At 39.0% G+C, this 23,320-nt stretch carries 19 protein-coding genes; 17 read left to right on the top strand and 2 right to left on the bottom strand.

What is annotated here, in order from left to right; translation table 11 throughout:
• The first annotated feature begins 250 nt into the window (after positions 1-250).
• The 14 genes from B879_RS15500 to B879_RS15420 all read left to right on the top strand — a co-directional run bounded on the left by B879_RS15500 (position 251) and on the right by B879_RS15420 (position 15,148).
• Positions 251-1,873, top strand: coding sequence for a DNA methyltransferase (locus tag B879_RS15500; RefSeq protein WP_009186153.1), 1,623 nt, complete (start codon positions 251-253; stop codon positions 1,871-1,873).
• Positions 1,866-2,984, top strand: coding sequence for a hypothetical protein (locus tag B879_RS15495; RefSeq protein ID WP_009186152.1), 1,119 nt, complete (start codon positions 1,866-1,868; stop codon positions 2,982-2,984). Before B879_RS15500 ends, B879_RS15495 begins: the two co-directional genes overlap by 8 nt.
• A 346-nt stretch (positions 2,985-3,330) precedes the next feature.
• A complete protein-coding gene (locus B879_RS15485; protein ID WP_202949647.1) occupies positions 3,331-4,104 on the top strand; it encodes an isocitrate lyase/PEP mutase family protein in 774 nt (257 codons plus the stop codon).
• Between the two features lie 2 nt (positions 4,105-4,106).
• Positions 4,107-5,150 (top strand): bifunctional transcriptional activator/DNA repair enzyme AdaA, encoded by a 1,044-nt coding sequence (locus tag B879_RS15480; protein WP_009186150.1) that lies wholly within the window; start codon positions 4,107-4,109, stop codon positions 5,148-5,150.
• Between the two features lie 171 nt (positions 5,151-5,321).
• A complete protein-coding gene (locus B879_RS15475) occupies positions 5,322-5,894 on the top strand; it encodes a Crp/Fnr family transcriptional regulator (protein WP_009186149.1) in 573 nt (190 codons plus the stop codon).
• A gap of 57 nt (positions 5,895-5,951) precedes the next feature.
• Entirely contained in the window at positions 5,952-6,395 is a 444-nt protein-coding gene (locus B879_RS15470) for a DinB family protein (RefSeq protein ID WP_009186148.1), read from the top strand.
• The gene (locus B879_RS15465) at positions 6,392-6,766 is read left to right on the top strand and encodes a DUF6841 family protein (RefSeq protein WP_009186147.1); all 375 of its coding nucleotides are present in this window, start codon (positions 6,392-6,394) and stop codon (positions 6,764-6,766) included. The genes B879_RS15470 and B879_RS15465 overlap by 4 nt, the downstream gene beginning before the upstream one ends.
• A gap of 14 nt (positions 6,767-6,780) precedes the next feature.
• Positions 6,781-7,188, top strand: a complete 408-nt coding sequence (locus B879_RS15460) for a GNAT family N-acetyltransferase (RefSeq protein ID WP_009186146.1) — start codon at positions 6,781-6,783, stop codon at positions 7,186-7,188.
• A gap of 26 nt (positions 7,189-7,214) precedes the next feature.
• Positions 7,215-7,982: a haloacid dehalogenase type II gene (locus tag B879_RS15455; RefSeq protein WP_009186145.1), complete on the top strand. Its 768-nt coding sequence runs from the start codon at positions 7,215-7,217 to the stop codon at positions 7,980-7,982.
• Between the two features lie 293 nt (positions 7,983-8,275).
• Positions 8,276-9,580: a phage lytic cycle repressor MrpR family protein gene (locus B879_RS15450; RefSeq protein WP_009186144.1), complete on the top strand. Its 1,305-nt coding sequence runs from the start codon at positions 8,276-8,278 to the stop codon at positions 9,578-9,580.
• Positions 9,581-9,756: 176 nt separating this feature from the next.
• Positions 9,757-10,653 carry a KilA-N domain-containing protein gene (locus tag B879_RS15445; RefSeq protein ID WP_238542150.1) on the top strand — a complete coding sequence of 299 codons (897 nt, stop codon included), beginning with the start codon at positions 9,757-9,759 and terminating at the stop codon, positions 10,651-10,653.
• Positions 10,654-11,952: 1,299 nt separating this feature from the next.
• A complete protein-coding gene (locus B879_RS15435; RefSeq protein ID WP_009186140.1) occupies positions 11,953-12,237 on the top strand; it encodes an addiction module antidote protein in 285 nt (94 codons plus the stop codon).
• Positions 12,238-12,503: 266 nt separating this feature from the next.
• Positions 12,504-13,880 (top strand): dihydroorotase, encoded by a 1,377-nt coding sequence (locus tag B879_RS15425; RefSeq protein WP_238542149.1) that lies wholly within the window; start codon positions 12,504-12,506, stop codon positions 13,878-13,880.
• 152 nt (positions 13,881-14,032) lie between these two features.
• A complete protein-coding gene (locus tag B879_RS15420; protein ID WP_009186137.1) occupies positions 14,033-15,148 on the top strand; it encodes an MBL fold metallo-hydrolase in 1,116 nt (371 codons plus the stop codon).
• A 61-nt stretch (positions 15,149-15,209) separates the two neighbouring features.
• On the opposite strand, the gene B879_RS15415 is transcribed toward B879_RS15420, so the two are convergent.
• A complete protein-coding gene (locus tag B879_RS15415; protein ID WP_009186135.1) occupies positions 15,210-18,485 on the bottom strand; it encodes a WD40/YVTN/BNR-like repeat-containing protein in 3,276 nt (1,091 codons plus the stop codon).
• 388 nt (positions 18,486-18,873) lie between these two features.
• On the opposite strand from B879_RS15415, the gene B879_RS15410 reads away from it, so the two are divergent.
• Both B879_RS15410 and cydB read left to right on the top strand, forming a co-directional pair.
• Positions 18,874-20,253 (top strand): cytochrome ubiquinol oxidase subunit I, encoded by a 1,380-nt coding sequence (locus B879_RS15410; protein WP_009186134.1) that lies wholly within the window; start codon positions 18,874-18,876, stop codon positions 20,251-20,253.
• A gap of 3 nt (positions 20,254-20,256) precedes the next feature.
• Complete coding sequence (gene cydB, locus B879_RS15405) at positions 20,257-21,297, top strand: cytochrome d ubiquinol oxidase subunit II (protein WP_238542148.1); 1,041 nt, start codon at positions 20,257-20,259, stop codon at positions 21,295-21,297.
• A gap of 68 nt (positions 21,298-21,365) precedes the next feature.
• On the opposite strand, the gene B879_RS15400 is transcribed toward cydB, so the two are convergent.
• The gene (locus B879_RS15400; RefSeq protein WP_009186132.1) at positions 21,366-21,749 is read right to left on the bottom strand and encodes a DUF7793 family protein; all 384 of its coding nucleotides are present in this window, start codon (positions 21,747-21,749) and stop codon (positions 21,366-21,368) included.
• A gap of 113 nt (positions 21,750-21,862) precedes the next feature.
• Between B879_RS15400 and B879_RS15395 the strand changes: the two genes are divergently transcribed.
• The coding region (locus B879_RS15395; RefSeq protein ID WP_040400856.1) for an AMP-binding protein at positions 21,863-23,320 on the top strand (1,458 nt) is incomplete at its 3' end.

Here is a 23,320-nt window from a genome sequence, read left to right as displayed (position 1 = left end):
CGATACAGCGGACAGTTTCGTTTAAAGAAGGAGATTCGTATATTGTTAACGATTGGAGTAGGCTGGAAGAGATGTGGCCCGAAAGTCCGCCGTCTCCAAGCTGAATCCCGTTGTGCCTCATTGTAGAAAGCCGACCGCACATTCAAGCACATTTGGTTTTTGCCGACACGCAAAGCCCAAACAAAAAACCAAAAGAGCTTGAATTTTGCCAACGCTCGAAGAAAGAATCGTAACTTTGAAAAAAAGAAAAATGCAGACGACATTATTTGAAAATATAATTAAACAAGACCAGTCAAAGAAAGAGATTTCACATAAAGCAGAATCCTACAAAGGACTTTATGCAATGCACAAATATTGGGGAAAGAAGCCTTTCAATATTATGGCTGACTTTATTAAAAAATATACTTCCCCTAATGATATAGTGCTTGACCCATTTTGTGGTTCAGGAGTTAGTGTGTCAGAAGCTGTATTCAATGGAAGAAAAGGAGTAGGAATAGACATCAACCCCAGCTCTATTTTAATAACAAAAAATGTTATTCAAACTGTTGACACAAAGCTTGTTTTAAGCGAATTCAATAAAATTGAAGCGAAAGTAAAGGATAAAATACAAGAACTATATTTAGTTGAAAGAAATGGTCAAAAGTATGAAGGTCAAAACTATTTATGGGAAAATGGAGAGCTAACTGAAATTAGATATTCAAACGGGACAAGAAAAAGGTATTCAGATGTTCCCAATCAACTAGATATTGATAAAGCTAAAGAAATAAGCTACGATAATATTAATACCTTTTTCCCAAAAGAGAACTTTTTCCACAATTCTAGAATCAATGCTAACAGAGAAAATAAAACTTCCGACCTCTTTACACCAAGAAATTTACTTGCTCTTTCATTGATATATAAAGAAATTGATAGCATTTCAAACATTCAAGTTAAAGACTTTTTCAAGTTTTGTTTTACGGCATCTATGGGGCAAGCAAGCAAAATGGTTTTTGTCATTAAGAGACGTAATAAAACAAAAGAAAATGGTTCGACTAAAATATCAGAGAAAAAAGAAATAGGAAGTTGGGTTATAGGCTATTGGATGCCAAAAGATTATTTTGAAAACAATGCTTGGACTTGCTTCGAAAACAGGTTTAAAAAAATCTATAAAGCTAAAAAAGACCAAGGTAAATTGAGCCAAAATCATCAAGAAGGAAAAAGTTTTGAAGCTCTCGACAAAACAGATTTTCTTTTGGTTAAGAGTCCGTCACAAGATTACCTAAAATCACTACCTGATAATTCGATTGACTATATTTTAACTGACCCACCACACGGCAACAGAATACCGTATCTTGAATTGAGCTTACTTTGGAATAGTTGGTTGAAAGAGAATGCTGATTTTGAAAAGGAAATTATAATTAGCGAATCAAAAGACAGAAAGAAGGATAAAAACGATTACAATAATTTAATGTATGCAGTTTTCCAAGAGTGCTTTAGAGTGTTAAAGCCTGAGAAAAAATTATCGTTTATGTTCAACAGCCTTGATGATGATGCTTGGATAAGTTCAGTTGAGATGTTTAGAAGTATTGGCTATAAATTGGAACTTATAGAAACCCTTGGCTATTCTGCCAACTCTGTTGTTCAAGATAATAGAAAAAATGGCTTGCAAACCGACTTCATTATAACTTACTCTAAGCCTCTGCATCCTATTAGTACTGATAGGTTAGAAATAATAAGATTTTTGGAATACCCTGAACTTGTAATAAAAATATCTGAACTAAAGGAAAAGGGCTATAAATCCTATCAAATTATGAATCATATAATGAAGGAGCTATTGTCTCAAGATAAATTTTTAAATGTTACAGAACTCATAAAAGAAATAGATAATGCCTAAAAATTTTGAATATTGGAAAAAGCAACACGACAGTGAAGAGCTTAAAGAATTTAACACTGATAGACTTGGCACACTTTGGTTAAAAGTTAAGTCTATAGTTCGCAGGGAATATATAAATCAATTCTGTCAAGTCAATGATATTGAACTTGAGAACACAAGATTAAATGCTCAATTTAAAGAATTGTACCACATTCTTTCTGAGAATGTTGATGAATCTCACGAGTTACTTAACAATTTCATTTCCAATCAAAATACTTCTGAATTAGACGAGCTTGACACCGACAGCCTAGTTCAAGAACTATATAAGGTTGAAACATTTAAGTGGGGTGCTGACAATCAAAACGACTTGGGCAAGTATCTTGTCAAAAAGTACATAAAAGATAATACCTCTTATGATTATCTTATTGAACAAATGGAAACAGGAGTTCTTGGAACTGTTCAGGACTACCTTGTTTGTAGTTGGTACAACCATTGGTCAAGCATCTTAATAGAACACTTATTCAAATCTCACGAAGTAGTTTTACCAACTGTAGGACAAATAAAAAGTGTCGATTTCTTTATGAACGAGATTCCATTTGACCTTAAAGTAACATATCTACCAACAAATTTTATTGAATTTGAAAGAAAACAGGCTGATCTACGACCTGAATTGACAACACTTAAGCAAGCTGCAAGGGCTGCGGATATTAAATTCAATAATGATGATTCAAATCTTTACTACTCTTTAACCGAACGATTGAAAGACAAGGGTGGTCAAGCAGCACAGGCAGTTGCTGAAATAAGACAATTTAGATTGGACTTGATAGATAGAGTTAAGGCTGACCCGTTACTATTAGCCCGTAATCTTTATGAAAACCAGAGTGATTTTAGATTCGGTGCTGAAAACAGAATTTTTCTTATCCTAATCGACAGAACAGATTTTGACCAATCTTGGAAATTGAAAAGGAATGTAGATTTATTGGAACCTGCAATACACTCATACCTTGACACTTTTGAGCAAAAATCAACCAATGATTTGAAACTTGAATTTTACAAACAAGGTGATTCTGCAAGATTTCCTAAAAAATACGAAGTTTTGACTGATGTAATTATAGTAGAACGAGATAACTAAATGCCAACTCACAACAGCCATACACATTGCCAAGTCACACCAGCCGACACGCAAACCAAAACTTGGCAAAGAGTATGTCTGTCCTACCGCACGGACGAAAAAGAAACAACGAAGGCACAACATTGTATAAGAGCAATAGCGGGTGAAGTGGTAAAATCAAGGTCTCTGCATTTAATAAACTTTTGTGGTGGCGGACAGGTAATCGCTTCGAAATCCGCTACTGCTCTTATACTTGACCGTTACCTGCCATTTTGAAAAGACATCCAACATATAAAAAAATACTTGTCAATTTTTCGGTTGTTCTACGGGATTTACCGATAGTATCTTTGCACAAACAAATAAAGATATGACTATAATGTATTTAAAATTTAAAGAATTGCATAATCAGACAAAGCCTCTGATTATTGGAAACGTTTGGAATGTTCAAAGTGCAAAAACATTTGAAAAATTAGGTTTTAAAGCAATAGGAACTTCAAGTGCGGCTATTGCCCATACGTTAGGTTACGAAGATGGAGAACAAATGCCCTTTTCAGATTTATTATTTATTGTTGAAAGAATTAAAAATAGTGTCTCACTTCCTCTGTCTGTTGATATTGAATTTGGCTATGGAAATACAGCAATAGAAATTGCTAACAACATCATATTATTAGAAAAGCTAGGTATAGCAGGTATAAATATTGAAGATAGTTTTTTTGAAAATGGAGAACGAAAACTGAAAGATAGTATTCATTTTTCTCAACTTTTACAAGAGATAAAAAGCATCTTAACACTACAAGGGATTTCAATTTTTATCAATGTAAGATGCGATGCTTTTCTTTTGAATATTCCAAATGCTTTGAAAGTGGCAACGGAAAGAATAAAAATCTATGAACAATCAGGAGCAGACGGATTATTTTTACCTTGCATTACAAAAGAAAGCGAGATTGCCACAATCGCTTCTCAAACCAAATTACCACTCAATGTAATGTGTATGCCAGAATTGCCCAATTTTGAAAGGCTTGAAAAAATTGGCGTAAAAAGAATTAGTATGGGTAATTTTTTAAATGGTTATGCCTATACATCATTGGAAAATATAGTAACAAAAATTTTATCAGAACAGTCTTTTAATTCTGTGTTTTAAAAATGAAATTGACAGTAGAGATAATGTACAAAGCAATTGTTGAAAAAGACACATCTTTTGAAGGTGTATTTTTTACGGCAGTAAAAACCACAGGCATTTTTTGCCGACCATCTTGCACAGCCCGAAAACCCAAATTAGAAAATGTTGAATTTTTTAAGACTTCAAAAGAGTGCATTCTAAAAGGCTACAGACCTTGCAAAGTTTGTAATCCTTTGAAAACATTAAACCAAATGCCAAAAGAATATCAGCAAATTATTAACGAACTTTCGGCAGACCCATCGTTAAAATTCAAAGACTACGACCTAAAACAAAAAGGAATTGAACCCAGTCAAATAAGACGATGGTTTATTAAAAATCACGGAATTACCTTTCAGGCATACCAAAGAATGTTTAGGATTAACTCGGCATTTAAAAAAATACAAAATGGAGAAAGGGTTACGCATACTGCATTTGAAACAGGATTTGAATCGTTGAGTGGTTTTGGTGACAGCTTTAAAAACATTTTTGGCGTTTCCCCAAAAAACGGAAAACACCAAAGTATTATAGAGCTCAAGAGAATTGAAACACCATTAGGAACAATGCTTGCTTGTGCGACCAATCAAGGAATTTGTCTATTAGAATTTACCGACAGAAAAATGCTGGAAACCGAATTGAAGTCAATTGCCAAACTTTTAAATGCTACAATCATTCAAGGAAACAATAAGCATTTTGAACTATTAGAAAAACAACTAGACGAATATTTTGCAGGACAAAGAATGACATTTGATATTCCTTTGCACACACCAGGCACGGTCTTTCAAAATAAAGTATGGGCGGCTTTGCAAAGTATTCCTTATGGACAAACAATTTCTTATAAAGAACAAGCAATTGCAATTGAAAGTCCAGAAAGTGTAAGAGCAGTCGCTAATGCTAACGGAATGAACAGAATATCGATTTTAATTCCGTGCCACAGAGTTATTGGCTCTGACGGACAATTGACAGGATATGGTGGCGGACTTTGGCGAAAGAAATATCTGTTAGAACTTGAAGAAAAAAACGGCAGGTAACAGCACCTATCCGCAAGCAGGGGTTTCGCGCTTCGTAGGACAGGAAAGTGGTAAATTTAAAATTCAGTTCTTCGTAGGAAGTTCAGTGGTAAAAATCCCTGCCTGCGTTTAGCTGCCAACCGTTAGCGGTCAGGCTAAGAACGACCCAACGTTAAACAACTTGACAAATGAATGGAACAAATACGACAATATTTTGAACAGGCAATTCAACAGAAAATAGGCGACAAGGATTGGCAATTTTTCGTTTCCAAACTTTCACGGCACGAATTTTCCAAAAAACATATTATCTTAAAAACGGGGCAAACAGAAGATTACTTTTCTTTTGTAGAAACAGGAATTATACGTTACTACATTCCAAAAATTGAAAATGACTTGACGCTTGCTTTTGTGTTTGACGGATATTTTGCGAGTGCCTACGATTCTTTTTTGACAAGAACACCACCCATTTACGAAGGTGAAACATTGGTTAAGACAACACTTTGGCGACTAAAACACAGCGACCTGCAAACCCTTTACGCAGAAACAGAAATCGGAAACAAAATCGGGCGGTTTGCAAGTGAAAATCTGTTTCTCAAAAAATTCAAGCGTGAACTTTCGCTTTTGAATGAAACAGCCGAACAACGTTATCGGGATTTATTTACCGAACAGCCACACCTCATACAACACATTCCGCTAAAACATATCGCCTCTTATATTGGAGTTACGCCACAGGCTTTGAGCAGAATACGAAAACGCATTTATTAACCCAAGTTCATTGTTTCACTTTGTTATTATTTTGACCTTTGCACCAAAATAATAAAGATGAAACCATTTATTAAAGAGCTATTTGAATACAGTCATCACTTTAACCAAAAATTGGCGGACGTTTTTAATAGCAACCAAGACAAAACATCTGAAAAGGCGGTAAAGCTGTATAATCACATTCTTAACGCACACCAAATTTGGAACAACAGAATTGACCCGAAACAAACAACTTTCGGAGTTTGGGAACTTCACGCTGTTCAAGACTTAAAAAGTATTGACAAGACAAATTACGAACAGACATTGCAAATACTTGACACGTTTGACCTGAACGAAACTATTAACTATGCAAACAGCAAAGGACAAACTTTCAGCAATGGTATTCGTGATATATTGTTCCACGTCATTAACCATTCGACATACCACAGAGGACAAATTGCAACAGAATTTAAGCAAAACGGACTTGACCCATTGGTAACAGATTATATTTTTTACAAAAGATGAAAGAAAATTTGATACAGTTTTTTGACAGGTTTGCCCAAGACTTTAAAAGTTTTGAAGGGGCAATAATTGCAAACAGGTATTTAGCACCTTATACAGCTATCAGTTCAGACAAGTCCGTTTCGTTATATAAGGAACATAAAGAGATTGAAAATTATTTTACCTCTATTTTAGAGGACTATAAAAAGCAAGACGTTGAGTATTGCACATATAGCAATTTTGAATTTTCGGCAATCGGAGAAAAAGCGGCATTTGCGACAATGAATTGGAATATGATGAAGTCAGACGGAACACTTGTAACAAGCTGGCGGGAATCATACATTTTAATTTTGTCAGACAGCATATTAAAAATTGTAACTTCTATTGACCATTGACAGGAAATAAACAAATGACAATAACAATTTCAGACAGACGAGATATTGACCTTGAAAAAATAATTGATTTGTATAAGGCAAATAAATGGAGTTCAGCGGACAAACCAACTGAACTATATAACGCATTGACAAATTCACATTCATTATTTTCTGCTTGGGACAATGACAAATTAGTTGGTATTGGTAACGCTATTTCGGACGGACACTTGGTTGTTTATTATCCTCATTTGCTTGTTCACCCATACTATCAGGGAAAAGGAATAGGGCAAATGATTATGGAAAAGATGCAGGAAAAATATGGACACTTCCATATGCAAATGCTAACGGCAGACGGAAAGGCAATTGACTTTTATCAAAAAGTAGGTTTTACGAGAGCGGGACAAACAGAACCAATGTGGATTTACAAAGGAGAAGAACACTAAACCACATATATTGTAGCGAATAAAAGATGAACAGAAAAACATTTATCAGAATAACAGGACTTTCTACGGCAGGGCTTTTACTATCGTCATTATCTTACGCTCATAATTCAAGTACGATTAAAATTAAAGCAGTTGCGTTTGACGCTTTTCCGATTTTTGACCCAAGACCCATATTCAAAACTGTTACCGAATTGTACCCTGAAAAAGGGAAACAACTTATTGAAATATGGCTGACAAAACAGTTTGGCTACCAATGGCTCAGACAATCAGGACATCAATACAAAAACTTTGAAGAGGTAACAAAAGATGCTTTGGAATTTGCATTTGCACAATGCAAAATTGAGGCGGACAAACAAACAACAGACCTGATTATGGCGAAGTATAATAGCCTTACGATATGGGACGATGTTGTTTTATCTCTTGAACAATTAAAGCAACAAGGATTAAAAATTTGTTTTCTTTCCAATATGACGGAATCAATGTTAAGGAAAGGCGTACAAAATTCAGGTATTGAAAACTATTTTGACTACATTATTAGCACCGATAAAAAGCAAACATATAAACCAAGTCCAACCGCCTACGAAATGGGTATTGAAGAACTGAAATTGAAAAAAGAGGAAATCCTGTTTGTGCCATTCGCAGGTTGGGATATGGCAGGTGCAAAATGGTTCGGCTATCCTACATTTTGGGTAAACAGGTTAAATGCAATCGCTGATAAACTTGATGCTGAACCTGACGGTGTTGGAAATAACTTAGTGGATTTGGTTGCATTTGTACGAGAATATAATAAGTAAACTTGCATTATTGGAAAAACGAGTAGTTATACCGACAATATATCCTGAACAGTTTAAAAGCAAATATTTCAGGACAAATCAGGGAATAGATTTATCTAGTGAGTATGAATAGCATTGAAATAGTAAAACAGCCCGAACCGCTAACATCGTATTGGCGTAATGCGGGGCGAAGTTCTTCGTATCAACATTTGTGCTAAATTTGAAGTGTCCGCTTTGTATCAACATTAGTGCTGTAAATCCCGCACTACGCCAATACGCGGCACGTTACCGCCAATGCTAAGAAAAACTGAAATATGAAAGAAAAAGCGGAAATAGAGAGATTCATTCTAACAGAGATGCAAAGATTGAAATATGCTGAAAAGTCAATCGGCATATATCAGAACTGCATTGTAAAGTTTAGTGAATTTTACAGAGACAAAGAGTTAGAAAATATAACTTTCTCTGAAATAAAAGCTTTCATTAAGCATTTACAGGCTGACCGATTAAAAGTATCTGCTTCCGCAATAAACCAATACTTCCACTCACTAATTCTTTTATACAACAAGTTGTGGAATAAAGAATTTGATTTTGATTCAATACAAAGGCCCGACAGAAAAAGAAGCAATCCTGACATATTATCGCCAGAAGAGATTTTAAAGATTCTTGACACAACGAATAATCTAAAACATAAGCTATTAATCGCATTTGCATATTCAGCGGGTTTAGAACTATCAGAAGTAAAGAATTTAAAACTCTCTGACGTAGACACTCTAAGAAATGAAGTGAAAATACGAGATTCAAGTGGTCGAATAAAAAGAGAAGCTGTCTTAGCGAAATATGTGAAATCAATGCTTAATCAACATATTAAGACTAATAAACCAGAAAAATATGTTTTTGAAAGTGGACATACAGGTAAGCAGTATGGCGATACGACAGTTCGGAAAATACTCGTAAACCAAGTGATTAAAAGTGGTATAACGAAAAAGGTCACTTTTAAAACCCTGAAGTACTCGTATATTATTCATTTGCAACAACTAGGCTACCCTTTACAATTCACACTAGAGAATTTAAAAATGAATTCTAGTCATTCTCTGGAATTCTTTACTCTTATAGTAAATCGCGACATTAGCAAAAAGCCGTTTAGTCCACTGGACAAAATTATTTTAAGAACGGAAGTTGAACACCCTATAAATGTAGAATATTTTGAACAGGCAATTTTAGGTGTTCCTGACAAAGATGAAGCTGATTATCTAAAAGAAGCTCTCATTTGTATGAATGCAGGTTCATTGAGAGCAGGAATAATATTTGCGTGGAACGCAGCAGTATTGAATTTAAGAAAAAAAGCGTTTGGGCACGGTAAAGTAACCCTAAACAACGCTCTTAAAAAGTTCAAAACCAATGCGAAAGAAATCAAGAAAATTGAAGACTTCGCATACATAAATGACGCATTATTGTTGCAATCATTACAAGAACTTGGGATTATTGATAAGGGTGAAAAAGACTCTTTGGAAGATTGTTTGGATACCAGAAACAAATGTGGTCACCCAGGAAAATACAGACCGAAATCACTAAAGGCAGCTTCAATTATGGAAGAACTAATAACAATTGTGTTCAAATGAAAAAAGCACTAGGCGGTAACAGCGTGTATGTGGCAATAGCGGGTGCAGTGGTAAATCGAAGGTCTGTGAATTTAATAAACTTTGGTGGTAGCGGACAGGTAATCGCCTTGAAATCTGCTACTGCTCTTATACTTGGCCGTTAGCGTTTATTGTAAAACCACCTAGCATCCAAAATTTTGTTATTTTTAGAAAAAACTTTTTGTATGGCCAAAACATCTAAAATAGAAGTAAATAAGAAATCAATTTCCATAATTGAACAGAATAGTGAAGATTATATCTGCCTAACAGATATGGTAAGGGGTGAGGAAGGTGAAGACCATATTAGAAACTGGATGCGCAACAGAAATACAGTTGAGTTTATCGGTCTTTGGGAAACTTTACATAACCCTGATTTTAAACCTGTCGAATTCGACACCTTTAGAAAACAGGCAGGGCTCAACAGTTTTAACTTAACACCTAGAAAGTGGATTGAAGCGACTAATGCTATTGGCATTTTTTCAAAGTCAGGCAGATATGGGGGAACTTATGCCCACAAAGACATAGCTTTTGAATTTGGCTCATGGATAAGTCCCATGTTCAAACTACTACTTATCAAGGAGTTTCAACGACTAAAAGAAATTGAGACAAATCAATACAACTTGGAATGGAATGTGAAAAGAATCTTAACAAAAACCAATTATCACATCCATACTGAAGCAATCAAAAATCACATTATTCCTGATAAAGACTATTTGAAAGATAAGGAGTGGTTGGTTTATGCAGAAGAAGCAGACTTATTAAATGTAGCCCTTTTTGGTTGTACAGCAAAAGATTGGAGGGAAGTGAATAAGGAACATTCGGACAAGGGATTAAACATTAGAGATTTTGCAAGCATCAATGAATTGGTTGTATTATCAAATCTTGAAAATGTGAATGCTATCTTGATTGAGAGAAAAGAGAACAAGGAAGACAGGTTTATTCAACTAAGGAAAATAGCAAAATCGCAATTAGCTACCCTAGATAACAAAGATTTTATAAAATCGATAAAAAAGCTTTCTGAGACTACCTATTTAGATGCAGGTAAGAAGAAATAAACAACAAAACGCTAACATCACCTTGGATACAGCGGGCGGTTCCGAGTAAATTGAAAGTTTAGTACCTTTAAGAAGTTTGGAGTAGGCTGGAAGTAAATGGTTCCGAATGCCTGCCCGCCGTCTCCAAGCTGAATCCCGTGTGTGACTTGAATCGACCTTAAAAGCAGGTCGAATGCTTTGAAATGGATGGAGGACTATTGGGTAACCAATAGAGAGGCCCTCCGATGGCGGTTTACCGAGACAGCTATCAAACTACCTTACGCTGCATATTAGGGAAACCAATATGTAGTGAGCGGTAAGGAAAAACGGGGACTTCGATCCCTGTAGGTGAGTACTGATGGAGCTGATCCGCCGCGGCGGAGAACCAGTGACGAAGCCTCGATAAGGCAAATTACGATGTGAAAAATAGGTAGTTATCCCGATAGCTATCGGGATACCTATGACAAAGTGTGGCGGACGATCGGATATACTGGCCACATCGCATCCGGGGTTAAGCTGGCAGGAACGCAGTACAGGCCATTTCAAGGAACAAGTGAACTCTACACCGCTCTGTAAAATCGAGAGAGGATGCAGACTTTCAGGTAATGTGGAAGAGGTGTTGGGGGCAGACTCATTCGTAGTAGTGTTGAAGCTCCTGTAATGGGAGTGGAGGACGGCAAATGTCCGGGAAGGACATTTGAGCGAGGTGTGCGGGGTGGGAGCATATCATGTTTCCAATTTGTTTACAATCCGCCGCGGCGGAGAGGATTTATGAAAAGGAAACAAGACCACCACTGATAAATTAGTATCAGTGCATTACCTTTAGTGGTTATTGGTATGAAGAGTCCGCCGCGGCGGAGAGACCTTCACGCACGGTTCTGTGGGAAGGTGAGGGTGAAATTCCCTTGCCTGACCCGATTATGGCACATTTTAAAAGACCCTAAGTATATTCCAATTAACTTTTTAAATCTAGAAAAAACACGTAATTTTGTATCCAAATGAAGACAGATAATTAAATGTATTTTATTGAAAAGACTGTTGAATTTGACAAGTGATTGAGAAAGTTGAAGGATATAAGAGCAAAAGCGAAAATTTTGTTCAGGATCCAGAAACTTGAAAATGACGAACATTTCGGAGATTGTAAACCGGTTGGTGAAGGTATTCATGAATTGAGAATAGATTATGCCTAAGGATATAGAATTTACTTCAAGGAAAGAGAAGGCAAAATCATTATTCTTCTTTTAGGGGGCGAAAAATCAACTCAACAAAAGGATATTGAAAAAGCAAAGGAAATTTGGAACAGGATAAAAAAGTAGAAATATGGAAACATCAAAATTTGATATTGCAGATTATTTGGATAGTAAAGAAATGATTGCTGAATATTTGAATTCTGTTTTGGAGGAAGGGGATAATGATGATGTACTTGTTGCGCTTGGGCATATCGCAAAAGCAATTGGTATGTCCAAAATAGCTGAAGAAACAGGGATGAGTAGACCAAGTCTGTATAAAGCTCTGTCAACAGGATCAAAGCCCCAATTTGAAACAATAATGAAAGTATTAAAAGCTGTAGGTGGTCAATTAAGAATAAATCCTTTATCCTCGTGAATAGAAAAAACCATCACCTTGGATATAGCCTGCCTGAAGGCAGACAGGCTGAATCCCGTTGGACTCAATTCTAAAATGGCAAAGCAGAATCCTTGGATAATCGGAATATTGGGGTTTGGAGTTTTTCTATACCTAACATGGAATAATTTTGAATGGGGAGCACGATACGGTTTGGGTCACCGAACAGCAGCTTGTTGAGTTATTTGGTAAAGCTAGAAGAACGATTGGTGAGCACATCCGAAATATTTACAAAACCTCTGAATTGGATGAAAAGGCAACCTGTGCAAAAATTTACAATGACAGAAAGAACACTAATCAAAAATATTAGCATCGTTAACGAAGGACAAATAATCCTATCTGACCTTTTAATCGATAAAAATCTAATCCAAAAAATCTGTGGACATCATGAGGACCTTAATGCAAAAGTTATTGATGGAACGGGCAAATTTTTGTTTCCCGGTATCATTGACGGGCAGGTTCATTTTCGGGACCCGGGTCTCACACATAAAGGAGACTTATACACAGAGAGCAAAGCAGCTGTAGCGGGTGGCGTGACATCATTTATTGATATGCCCAATACTTTTCCAAATGTATTATCGATTGACACCCTCAATGAGAAATACAAAATAGCATCTGAGAAATCATTGGCCAATTATGGTTTTTTCCTGGGTGTCAATGGAGACAACCTTGATTACGTAATCAATCTTGACACCTCCAAACTGTTAGGCGTTTCTGATGACGGACTTTACTTTACCAAAAAAGGAAACCTACTTGCCGACAATCCGAAAACAATGGAAAAGCTCTTTGCAAACTGCAAATCAATCATAGCGATCCATTCTGAAAAAGAACAAATAGTTGAGGAAAATGAAAATATTTTTAAAGCAAAATATGGTGAAAATGTACCTGTGGAATTTCATCCCGTCATCAGAAGCGAAAAAGCTTGTTATGAAGCCACTAAAAGAGCCATTGAAATAGCCAACAGACATAAAGCACGACTTCATATTCTGCACTTGACCACTGAAGCAGAAACACATCTTTTCCGTAATGACATTCCTTTGCAAGAGAAAAATATAACAACAGAAGTTTCGGTTCATCATTTATGGTTTTCCGAAGCGGACTATAAGCGTCTAGGAACTTTAATAAAATGGAACCCAGCAATAAAATCAGAAAAAGATAAAAAAGGCCTTTTAAAAGCTTTGTTGGATGATAGAATAGACATAGTAACTACAGACCATGCTCCACACACATTGGACGAAAAACAAAAACCCTATTTTCAGTCAATGTCCGGTGCACCAATTGTTCAACATTCGTTGAACATCATGCTTGAATTTTACAAACAAGGTCATATCTCCTTAGAGAAAATTGCTCAAAAAATGTGTCATAATCCAGCGACACTTTACAGCATTGAAAAAAGAGGTTTTATACGAGAGGGCTACTTTGCTGATCTGACTATAGTCGACCTAAATTCACCATGGACAGTTGCTAAGCATAATATTTTGTCCAAATGCAGCTGGTCCCCATTAGAGGGAACAACATTTCAAACGAAAGTGACACATACATTTATAAATGGGCATTTGGTGTATGAAAATGGACAATTTAACGAAACCAAAAAGGGGCAACCTTTATCTAAAACAAATAAGTGACAAAGATCAATGCGTCTCAGCTACAGTAAGCACCTACAAGAAATTGGATGTTCGAAGTTTAAATGGGCAATTTGGCTTTTTACAATTTACTATTGCTTTATAGTTTTGTACCCGAAATCGCCCGCAACTGAAATCACCAGAATGTTATAGCAATGAAAAAAATATTTAGAATAGCTTTATGGACCTTGACTATACCATTGGTTGTAACAGGGGGCTCGGCATATTATATCCATAAACAAATGGGCAGTTTAGACGCTCCTGAAGAACGTAAGGAAAGGTTCTCCGTACTGGATTATTATGATCCGGATAAAGATGAATTTATAAGTCCTGAGCCATTGCCCTATTTTCCTGAACAAACCACAGGGGGGAATCCAGGACCTTTACGCTTCTTTAAAACTTCACCCAATGCCCCGGGTTTTCCACTGCCCAAGCAGCCGATTAGCCAAAGTGATTTTTCAGAAACACCTTCAGATTTTGCAGCCTGGTGGATTGGGCATTCCACATTTATCCTTGAACTTGATGGAAAACGCATTTTATTCGACCCGGTCTTTGAGAATGGTGGTCCGTTACCGTTTATTTTGAAAAGGTTTGATGCACCTCCCCTTAAAAGAGAGGATCTGCCTGAAATTGATTTGGTGGTCATTACCCACGATCATTATGATCACCTTGAAACGGCCACCATTAAATTTTTGGCAGATAAAAACATAGCATTCATCGTGCCCTTGGGTGTAGGCGATAGATTGGAAGCCTGGGGGGTACCCAAAAAAAATATCAGCGAGCTAGGATGGCATCAGGACAAGAAATTTGGTCCTTTGAAAATTACGGCTGTTCCGGGAATTCACTATTCAGGCAGAAGTTTTAACGATAGAGACAAAACCTTATGGGCGACTTTTGTGATTAAAGGCGCGGAGAAAAACCTGTTCGTGAGCGGCGATACTGGATACGGTACGCATTTGAAAGATATAGGAGAACAATATGGGCCCTTTGACCTGGCTTTTGTAGAAATCGACGGCTGGAATAAAGGATGGCCTTTGACCCATCTCTTTCCTGATCAGGTTATTCAGCTTTGTCAGGATATAGATACAAAGCTACTTTTTCCCATTCACTGGGGGGTTTTTGATTTGGCCTTACATCCCTGGGATGAATCTATACAAATGGTAGCTGCATTGGCAGCAGAAAATGACATCGAATTGGTGACTCCGATTATGGGAAAAAAAGTTATACCTGGTCTTAGTCCAACAAATAAATGGTGGGAAAATCTAAAGTAGTGACAGCAACTTCTGATAGATCTGCTGTCACTACTTTAGGTTTAATTTTATATTTTGTATTTCAATCCACTCTTCTATTTGGGGTGTAAGGAGCACCGGCTTCTTCCAACAGTTTTTCAAAATCTGCAAGCTTCGTAAAGAATGTTGCTGCTTCTTGCAGGTATTGCTCAAACTCAGTTTGGACAATTTCAACATTGCGTTTTTGTGTGGCTGTAGGCGGTTCAGTGGTATCCCAATGCCCATAAATTACACCTCCTACCCTATTCATGATGGATGGTATGGTAGATTCATCTTTGCTTTGGAGCACCATATCTCCCATCAATACGGTTCTCAAACTGAAAAGGGTAGCATTGAGCTCATTCCATTGAGTAAACAGGTTTTCAGAAGCATTCGGCGTCTTGGTCAATGCAGCCTTGATGTAACGAAGCTTATCCCCTGCTTCTCCCAATTGCCTAGCGGCGCTTGATGTCCTTCTGGAAAGTTCACTGGTTGTTTGCTTTTTGAACGCTGCCATCTCTTGGTAATTGGCATTGCTTGAAAATACAGGTTTTACGTTGAATTCCTGCGATGCTCCCTGTGCTTCCAATTCACCATTGTCCATCAAATAAAGGGTGGCACTGTATTTACCGGGTGCTACCAAGGGTCCTTCAGGGTCACTTACCCAAGGGGGTTGGAAATCAGGTACAGTCAGATTGATCGGATTGGGGGGAGCTAGTCTCAAATCCCAACTTACTCTATGCAACCCTTGTCCGGATGCTCCTTCTATCCACCGAATAGGCTCTCCATTGTCATCTCTGATCAAAAGCATCACCTTGGGTTCCTCTTCAATGGCCTCTCTTCTCAACTGATCCCATCCGGGAAATGGAATGCTACTTTTCTGTTCGTTGAGGTTTTTTTCTTTTTGCCTGCGTTGCGCTTTTTCTGTTTTGGGGAGTTCCTTGATATAATAGGTGATTACTGCCCCGAAAGGAGGGTTATCACTGACAAAACTGTCTGATCCTTGGGAAGGCATCCCTTTTGCCTGGAAGGGAACACTTGGAACATACCACCAAGCATCCCTTACAGGCAACACTATATTGGAATTGGTTTGAGCCAATTTACTGATTTCCCTTAATGGAGAGTAATCGTCCAAGATATAAACCCCACGTCCAAAGCTAGCACCCACCAAATCATTGTCTCTGGCATGCAGTTCAATGTCCCGGAAAGGAATAGTGGGTACACCTGCATGGAGCTTGATCCAATTTGTACCTTTATTTTCCGAAAAGTACATCCCATACTCTGTCCCAATGAACAGTAAATTTTCATCTATGTGGTCTTGCTTGATTACCCATACAATGGTTTTCTCAGGTAAGTCTCCGGCAACGGAACGCCAGGATCTCCCTTTGTCCGTACTAATGAAAATGTAAGATGAATAATCACCCAATTGATGTCCATCTGCTACTGCAAATACAGTGTTGACATCATGGGAAGAAGCATACACATGGTTGATAAATGTCAATGCAGGGACCTTGGGAAGAATTCCTGACTTGCGCCAATTTGCACCATCGTCTTCGCTTACATGGATCAGTCCGTCATCTGAACCTGTGTAAAGCAATCCTGCCTGTACGGGTGATTCGGAAATGCTGGTCAATGTGGCAAATTTTGACATGGCCCCATTGTCATACAAGGCGTCAATACTGGGTACGCGGTCTATCATTTCCAACTCATATCGGCTGGTATTTGTCGTCAGGTCACCACTGATTGGTGTCCAGGAATTTCCGCGGTCTATACTTTTCCAAACCCTTTGGGATCCAAAATAAAGGGTTTTATGGTTATGAGGGCTAATTTGTATGGGGCTGTCCCAGTTCCATCTCTCAGCCGGTTCACCAGGCTCGGGTTGAGGTTGAATGTTCAATACCTCCCCTGTGGTCCTGTCATGTCGGTGTAAAAGCCCCTGCTGAATTTCCATATACACGATATTCGGGTCTTCTGGATCAAAGGCTGCATCATAGCCATCTGCCCCTAAGGGTACATACCAATCCTGATTGCGTACGCCTTCAATGTTGGTAGTCCTGCTGGGGCCTATCAGTGTTCCAAGATCTTGGGCACCCACCACAACATTGTAAAAAGGCTGCGAGTTATCGAGACCCAATTTGTAAAATTGGGAGATCGGTAGGTTTGGAAAAAGCCTCCAAGTAGCTCCCTCATCAAAGGATTCATACAATCCCCCGTCTGTTCCTACAATCAAATGCTGTCCATTCGCAGGATCAATCCATAGGGCATGGTTGTCGCTGTGCTTTGCTCTGCCGGTTTCCCCATAATTGAAAGTCTTCCCCCCATCTCGGGTGACATGGATAAAAACATCCATTTGGTAAACCAGGTCAGGATTGGTGGGAGAAGCTTCAATTTCCTGATAGTAATGCGGTCCTGTTCCACCTGAAATATAGCTGTTGCGCTTTTCCCAACTTTCCCCTTTATCTGTAGACCTGTAAAATCCTTTATTGGCATTATCCGCTTCTATGGTGGCATAAACCAACTGTGGATCAGCGGGAGTCACGGCCAAGCCTATTTTTCCTATATCTCCCTGAGGCAATCCCTGACTCATTTTTCTCCAAGTTTCGCCTCCATCCATAGATTTGAATATGCCCGATTTTGGGCCACCTGCCAGCAAGGCCCAGGTTTTTCTTCTTCTTTGGTAAGCAGCAGCATAGATGATATCGGGATTGGAAGGGTCAAATTCTGCATCGGTGACTCCAGTGTCTTGATCAATTTCCAGAACCAGATTCCAGGATTTGCCCCCATCTTTGGTTTTGTACAGGCCACGTTCTCCGCCTGATGACCACAGAGGACCTTCAGCAGCCACATAGACCACATCAGAGTTTCTGGGGTCGATCAGTATCCTGCCTATATGCTCAGAGTTTTTTAGGCCCATCTGTTGCCAGGTAGCACCACCATCCATGCTTTTATAAATCCCATCTCCCCAACCAACATGGCGTCCACTCACATTCTCACCTGTACCTACCCAGACTATTTCAGGGTTGTTGGGATCCAAGGCTACGGTGCCTATGGAATAAGATGGCTGCTCATCAAAAACAGGAATCCAGGTAGTCCCGCTGTTGGTGGTTTTCCATAAACCTCCAGAGCCAACTGCTACATACCAGGTACTGCTATGGATTGGATTTACAGCAATGTCTGCAATTCTTCCGCCCATTACCGCAGGGCCAATACCTCTAAGCTTGAGTCCTTTGGCTACCTCGGTCGCCATTTCCTTCTGATTGGATTGTGCCAAAGCAGGTTTACTGTAAAAGAATAAGAGAAGAATTGCTGAGAAAAGAAGATTAAGAAAGGTTCTGTGCATGACTAGATCGAATTAGTGATTTATAATTTACAAGAAAAATTATGTTGTCCTGAACCTTTTATCAAAAAAGGATCATAAACGTGATACTTAATAATATAGCGGTATATACTTCCCTATCAATCAAAACGGGCAATATTAAATACAGAGATTCACCGGAAGAGTCAAAAATTAAGCATCTTATAGCCTATAGTTTTTGCACAACACAAATGCAGTTTCCAGTCTGACCTGAACCATGAACTAAATGCTGGTCTTTATCGATTGTGTGAGTTGAGTCTCAGTGATCTATTTGATTTTAAGATACATTTGTTAACACTCAATGGATTATTCTTTTCTATCCCGATCAAATAAATGGGTTAGAAATCGAACCAATTGCTGATATTATACTACCATGGACGTAGAAATTCTCTCCCGTATTCAGTTTGCTTTTACAGTTGCTTTCCACTATATCTTTCCGCCACTAAGCATTGGATTAGGCTTGTTGATGGTGGTGTTTGAAACCATTTACATTCGTACGAAGAGGAAGGAGTATGAAATTTTGGCTAAGTTTTGGACCAAGATTTTTGCCATCACTTTTGGCATAGGGGTGGCCACAGGGATCGTGATGGAGTTTGAGTTTGGAACCAATTGGGCCACTTATTCCCGTTATGTGGGAGATATCTTTGGCAGCGCCTTAGCGGCTGAAGGGATATTTGCTTTTGCGCTGGAAAGCAGTGCTTTGGGTATTTTGTTGTTTGGCTGGAACCGAGTCAAGCCATGGGTGCATCTTGTAGCTACTTGGGCAGTATTCTTGGGCTCTATGTTTTCAGCAGTGTGGATAGTAGTCGCCAATTCCTGGCAGCAGACCCCTGCTGGGTACCATATTGTGGGTGAGGGCATGCAGGCCAGGGCAGAAATTGTTGATTTTTGGGCCATGGTATTTAATCCTTCATCCGTTGATAGGTTGACGCATGTTTGGATTGGGGCATTTCTGGCAGGAGCTTTTTTGATATTGAGCGTTCATGCATACTATATGCTCAAAGGGCGTTTTGTGGTGATGTCCCAAAAAGCCTTTAAGATCACCTTGGTGGTGGCGGTCATTGCATCTTTGATGCAATTGTTTACCGGACATAACTCTGCTGAAGGTGTTGCCGTGAACCAACCGGCTAAACTGGCCGCTTTAGAGGGACATTTTGAAGCTCAAGGACCGGCTGACCTCTATTTATTGGGCTGGGTGGATAAGGAAAGTCAAGTAGTAACAGGACTTAAAATCCCCGGTGGCTTATCATTCATGTTGCATCAGGATTTGAATACTCCTGTTACCGGGCTTAATGCTTTTCCAGAAGAAGATCGCCCTTCTCAGGTCAATGCAGTTTTTCAATTTTACCATTTGATGGTAGCCATAGGTATGTTTTTGATTGCTTTAAGTCTATTTGCCTTATGGCAGTGGTGGAGGGGCAAATTGTTTGATAAAAAATGGCTATTGTGGACATTTGTATTTACGGCCATACTGCCCCAATTGGCCAATCAGTTTGGATGGTTTGCAGCCGAGATGGGCAGACAGCCTTGGGTGGTCTATGGCTTGTTGAGAACTTCAGATGCATTATCAAAAAGTGTGCAGGCCAATCAGGTACTTTTCTCCCTATTTCTATTCTTCATTGTCTATGGTGTGCTCTTTTTATTGTTTATTTATTTGATGAACAAAGCTATACAAAAAGGCCCATCCGAGGATATGGATTCCGGTGAGGGAGGTTTAAGTAGGGATATTGCAGATGTAATTTCAAAACAGTAGGTAATGATGGAGACTTTATTTGGAATAGATTATCCCACTTGGTGGTTTTTGGTAGTTGGTGCACTTTTTTCAGGATATGCCATCTTGGATGGTTTTGACTTTGGTGCCGGAGCCTGGCATGTGTTTTTTAGGAGAGACAGCAGCAGGCAAACGGCCTTAAAAGCCATTGACCCTACCTGGCATGGGAATGAGGTTTGGTTGGTCATCGGCGGAGGTACCCTGTTTGCAGGCTTTCCTGTTTTTTATGGAACGCTTTTTTCAGCCATGTATACGCCATTTATCCTTTTCCTAATGTTCATCATCTTCAGAGGTATTTCCATCAAATTCAGAAATATGGAAGAAATGCCTTGGTGGAGAACGCTCTGGGACTGGAGTTATTCCATATCAAGCATCATGTTGGCTTTTTTACTTGGGGTGGTGTTGGGAAATATTCTCAACGGGATGCCTCTGGATGAGAATTACGAATATATCGGTGAGGGTTTTTTTGAATTCCTTAATCCCTTTTCCATTCTAGTAGGTATTACAAGCGTGGGCCTCTTTATGATGCACGGAGCGGTTTATTTGTTATTAAAAACAGAGGGTCAGCTGTATAATAGGGTACAAGGATTTTTAAACCGAGGGATGGCCTTTTTTATTGTATCTTACCTGATCACAACTGTCTATGGCTTAATAAACCTGGATCATTTGTTACTGGTCTTCAAAGAAAATAAGGTTCTATTTGTGGTGCCATTTCTTGTATTTCTGAGTATTGCCAATGTGCCCAGGCTTGCAAGCAAGGAAAAGTACGGTTGGGCCTTTATTTTTACCAGTCTCACCATCGCATTACTTTTGGTCATCGTTGCTTTTGAGCTTTACCCAAGACTGCTATGGTCTAATGGGGTGGAGGCCAATAGCATCACCATTTACAATGCTGCCGCATCTACCAAAACCCTAAAAATCATGATGGGATTTGTGGCCGTAGGTGGTCCTTTGGTCTTATTGTACAGTTATTTTGTATATAGAACTTTTTGGGGGAGGGTGAATTCGGATTCTGAAGGTTATTAAGGATCAGGTATAATTCGGGTTAGAACTTTCAATTTTATAAAAGCTTTTGTTTTGGCGGTTCAGGAAATTTATAAAATTTGTTTTGCCCAAGCTATTGCTTCCCTTTCATCTTCAAAAATTTTATAAGGAACAGGCTGCTTTTGAAAAGAAAAAATCACTTTAAGAACGGCGCGGATTGCTGAATTGGGAATGATATAAGCAGTTCCTGCACAATAATTTTCCATCAGTTTTCTGTTTTCTTTGAGCCAATCTGCCTGCATTTTTTGATGGCGTATGGAGGGTATACTTGCTTTAGAGGCATCGAAGATGATGGCTAGTTTTTTTCCCAACCGATAGCAGGCTTTATTTTGGTCCAGGTATGCCTGAAAGTTGTCGTCAGTACTATTGGCTCCCGTAAATCGAATCCGTACAACGGGAAAATCGGACTCATCGATGATGGCATATGCTTCCATAGCAATTTAAACCTGAAAAGGCAAAAAGAGTTTAGGGCGCTCAAAAGAGTCCTTGATTCAAATTTGGTAGTTGGCGTTTTAGTTTTAAATTTATTGGTATAAAAATTACCAGAATGAACTACTCGAGTGAATTTCAGAAATCCATTGAAAGCCCAGAAAACTTTTGGAAAGAAAAAGCGGAAAGCATTGCCTGGTTTAGCTTCCCAAAAAAAATCCTATCTACCAATAAGGAGGGATTTTACCGTTGGTATGAAGGTGGCAAATTGAATACATCTTATCTCTGCCTCGACTATCATATCACGCATAACCGAGGGGAACAAACAGCCCTCATATACGATTCTCCGGTAACCAATACCATTAAAAAATTCACTTACCTGGAATTAAGGGACAAGGTAGCACTGTTTGCGGGCCTATTGGCTGCCAAAGGCGTGAAAAAAGGGGATACGGTAATCATTTACATGCCTATGATTCCCGAAGCGGTCATTGCCATGTTGGCCTGTGCCAGATTGGGCGCCATTCATTCGGTGGTTTTTGGGGGATTTGCCCCACATGAACTGGCCATACGAATTGATGATGCCCAACCCAAGGTGATTTTATCTGCATCCTGTGGGATTGAGTTTGAGCGGGTAATTCCCTACAAGCCGCTGATAGATCAGGCTTTGAAGGAGGCTACTTTTGAGCCAGATTACCATATTGTCCTACAGCGCCCTATGGCAGAAGCCGAACTTCGCTCGGAGAAAGAGTTGGATTGGAACAAAGCTTTGGAAACTGCCCAACCACATGGTTATGTGGAAGTAGATGCCTGGGATCCTCTATACATTTTGTACACTTCCGGTACAACCGGTAAACCCAAGGGCATTATCCGTGACAATGGAGGTCATGCAGTTGCCATGAAATACAGCATGCAGGCGGTATATGATACTTATCCGGGAGATGTATTTTGGGCAGCTTCTGATATAGGTTGGGCCGTGGGGCATTCTTACATTGTATATGCGCCTTTGATCAGTGGCTGTACCACCATTCTTTTTGAAGGCAAACCCATTCGTACTCCCGATGCGGGGACATTTTGGAGAATCATCGAACAGCATCAGGTAAAAACCTTCTTTACTGCACCCACCGCTATCCGTGCGATCAAAAAAGAAGACAGCGAGGGGCAATTATTTACCAAATATGATGTGTCTTCATTAAAACACCTCTTCTTGGCAGGAGAACGCTGCGATCCAGCGACTTACGAATGGGTGAGCGAACTGCTCAAAATCCCGGTAATTGACCATTGGTGGCAAACGGAATCCGGTTCACCCATGCTCGCCAATATGGCCGGGTTGGGTTTAAAAACTATTAAGCCCGGCTCCTCCTCTACCCCTGTTCCAGGATATGACATTCAGATCATGGGAGAAAACGGCCAAATTCTTGGTCCGCACCAGGAGGGCTATGTGGTGATCAAACTCCCCCTTGCTCCCGGCTGTTTTCCCACTTTATGGAAAGAAGATGAGCGATTCAGAAAAGGCTATTTGTCCAAATTTGAAGGTTATTATTTAACAGGTGATGGGGGATACAAGGACGAGGACAAC

The organism is Cecembia lonarensis LW9, from assembly GCF_000298295.1.
Lineage (GTDB): Bacteria > Bacteroidota > Bacteroidia > Cytophagales > Cyclobacteriaceae > Cecembia > Cecembia lonarensis.
Note: the sequence above shows the minus strand (reverse complement) of the source record. Positions and strands in the feature narration are given on the sequence as shown.

Excerpts from the sequence above, each read along its gene's own strand:
- B879_RS15465 (WP_009186147.1), top strand. The coding sequence starts at position 6,392 with ATGAAAGAAAATTTGATACAGTTTTTTGACAGGTTTGCCCAAGACTTT.
- B879_RS15485 (WP_202949647.1), top strand. The coding sequence starts at position 3,331 with ATGACTATAATGTATTTAAAATTTAAAGAATTGCATAATCAGACAAAG.
- B879_RS15470 (WP_009186148.1), top strand. The coding sequence starts at position 5,952 with ATGAAACCATTTATTAAAGAGCTATTTGAATACAGTCATCACTTTAAC.
- B879_RS15500 (WP_009186153.1), top strand. The coding sequence starts at position 251 with ATGCAGACGACATTATTTGAAAATATAATTAAACAAGACCAGTCAAAG.
- cydB (WP_238542148.1), top strand. The coding sequence starts at position 20,257 with ATGATGGAGACTTTATTTGGAATAGATTATCCCACTTGGTGGTTTTTG.
- B879_RS15455 (WP_009186145.1), top strand. The coding sequence starts at position 7,215 with ATGAACAGAAAAACATTTATCAGAATAACAGGACTTTCTACGGCAGGG.
- B879_RS15410 (WP_009186134.1), top strand. The coding sequence starts at position 18,874 with ATGGACGTAGAAATTCTCTCCCGTATTCAGTTTGCTTTTACAGTTGCT.
- B879_RS15420 (WP_009186137.1), top strand. The coding sequence starts at position 14,033 with ATGAAAAAAATATTTAGAATAGCTTTATGGACCTTGACTATACCATTG.
- B879_RS15425 (WP_238542149.1), top strand. The coding sequence starts at position 12,504 with ATGAAAAGGCAACCTGTGCAAAAATTTACAATGACAGAAAGAACACTA.
- B879_RS15475 (WP_009186149.1), top strand. The coding sequence starts at position 5,322 with ATGGAACAAATACGACAATATTTTGAACAGGCAATTCAACAGAAAATA.
- B879_RS15450 (WP_009186144.1), top strand. The coding sequence starts at position 8,276 with ATGAAAGAAAAAGCGGAAATAGAGAGATTCATTCTAACAGAGATGCAA.
- B879_RS15480 (WP_009186150.1), top strand. The coding sequence starts at position 4,107 with ATGAAATTGACAGTAGAGATAATGTACAAAGCAATTGTTGAAAAAGAC.
- B879_RS15435 (WP_009186140.1), top strand. The coding sequence starts at position 11,953 with ATGGAAACATCAAAATTTGATATTGCAGATTATTTGGATAGTAAAGAA.
- B879_RS15495 (WP_009186152.1), top strand. The coding sequence starts at position 1,866 with ATGCCTAAAAATTTTGAATATTGGAAAAAGCAACACGACAGTGAAGAG.
- B879_RS15415 (WP_009186135.1), bottom strand. The coding sequence starts at position 18,485 with ATGCACAGAACCTTTCTTAATCTTCTTTTCTCAGCAATTCTTCTCTTA.
- B879_RS15400 (WP_009186132.1), bottom strand. The coding sequence starts at position 21,749 with ATGGAAGCATATGCCATCATCGATGAGTCCGATTTTCCCGTTGTACGG.
- B879_RS15460 (WP_009186146.1), top strand. The coding sequence starts at position 6,781 with ATGACAATAACAATTTCAGACAGACGAGATATTGACCTTGAAAAAATA.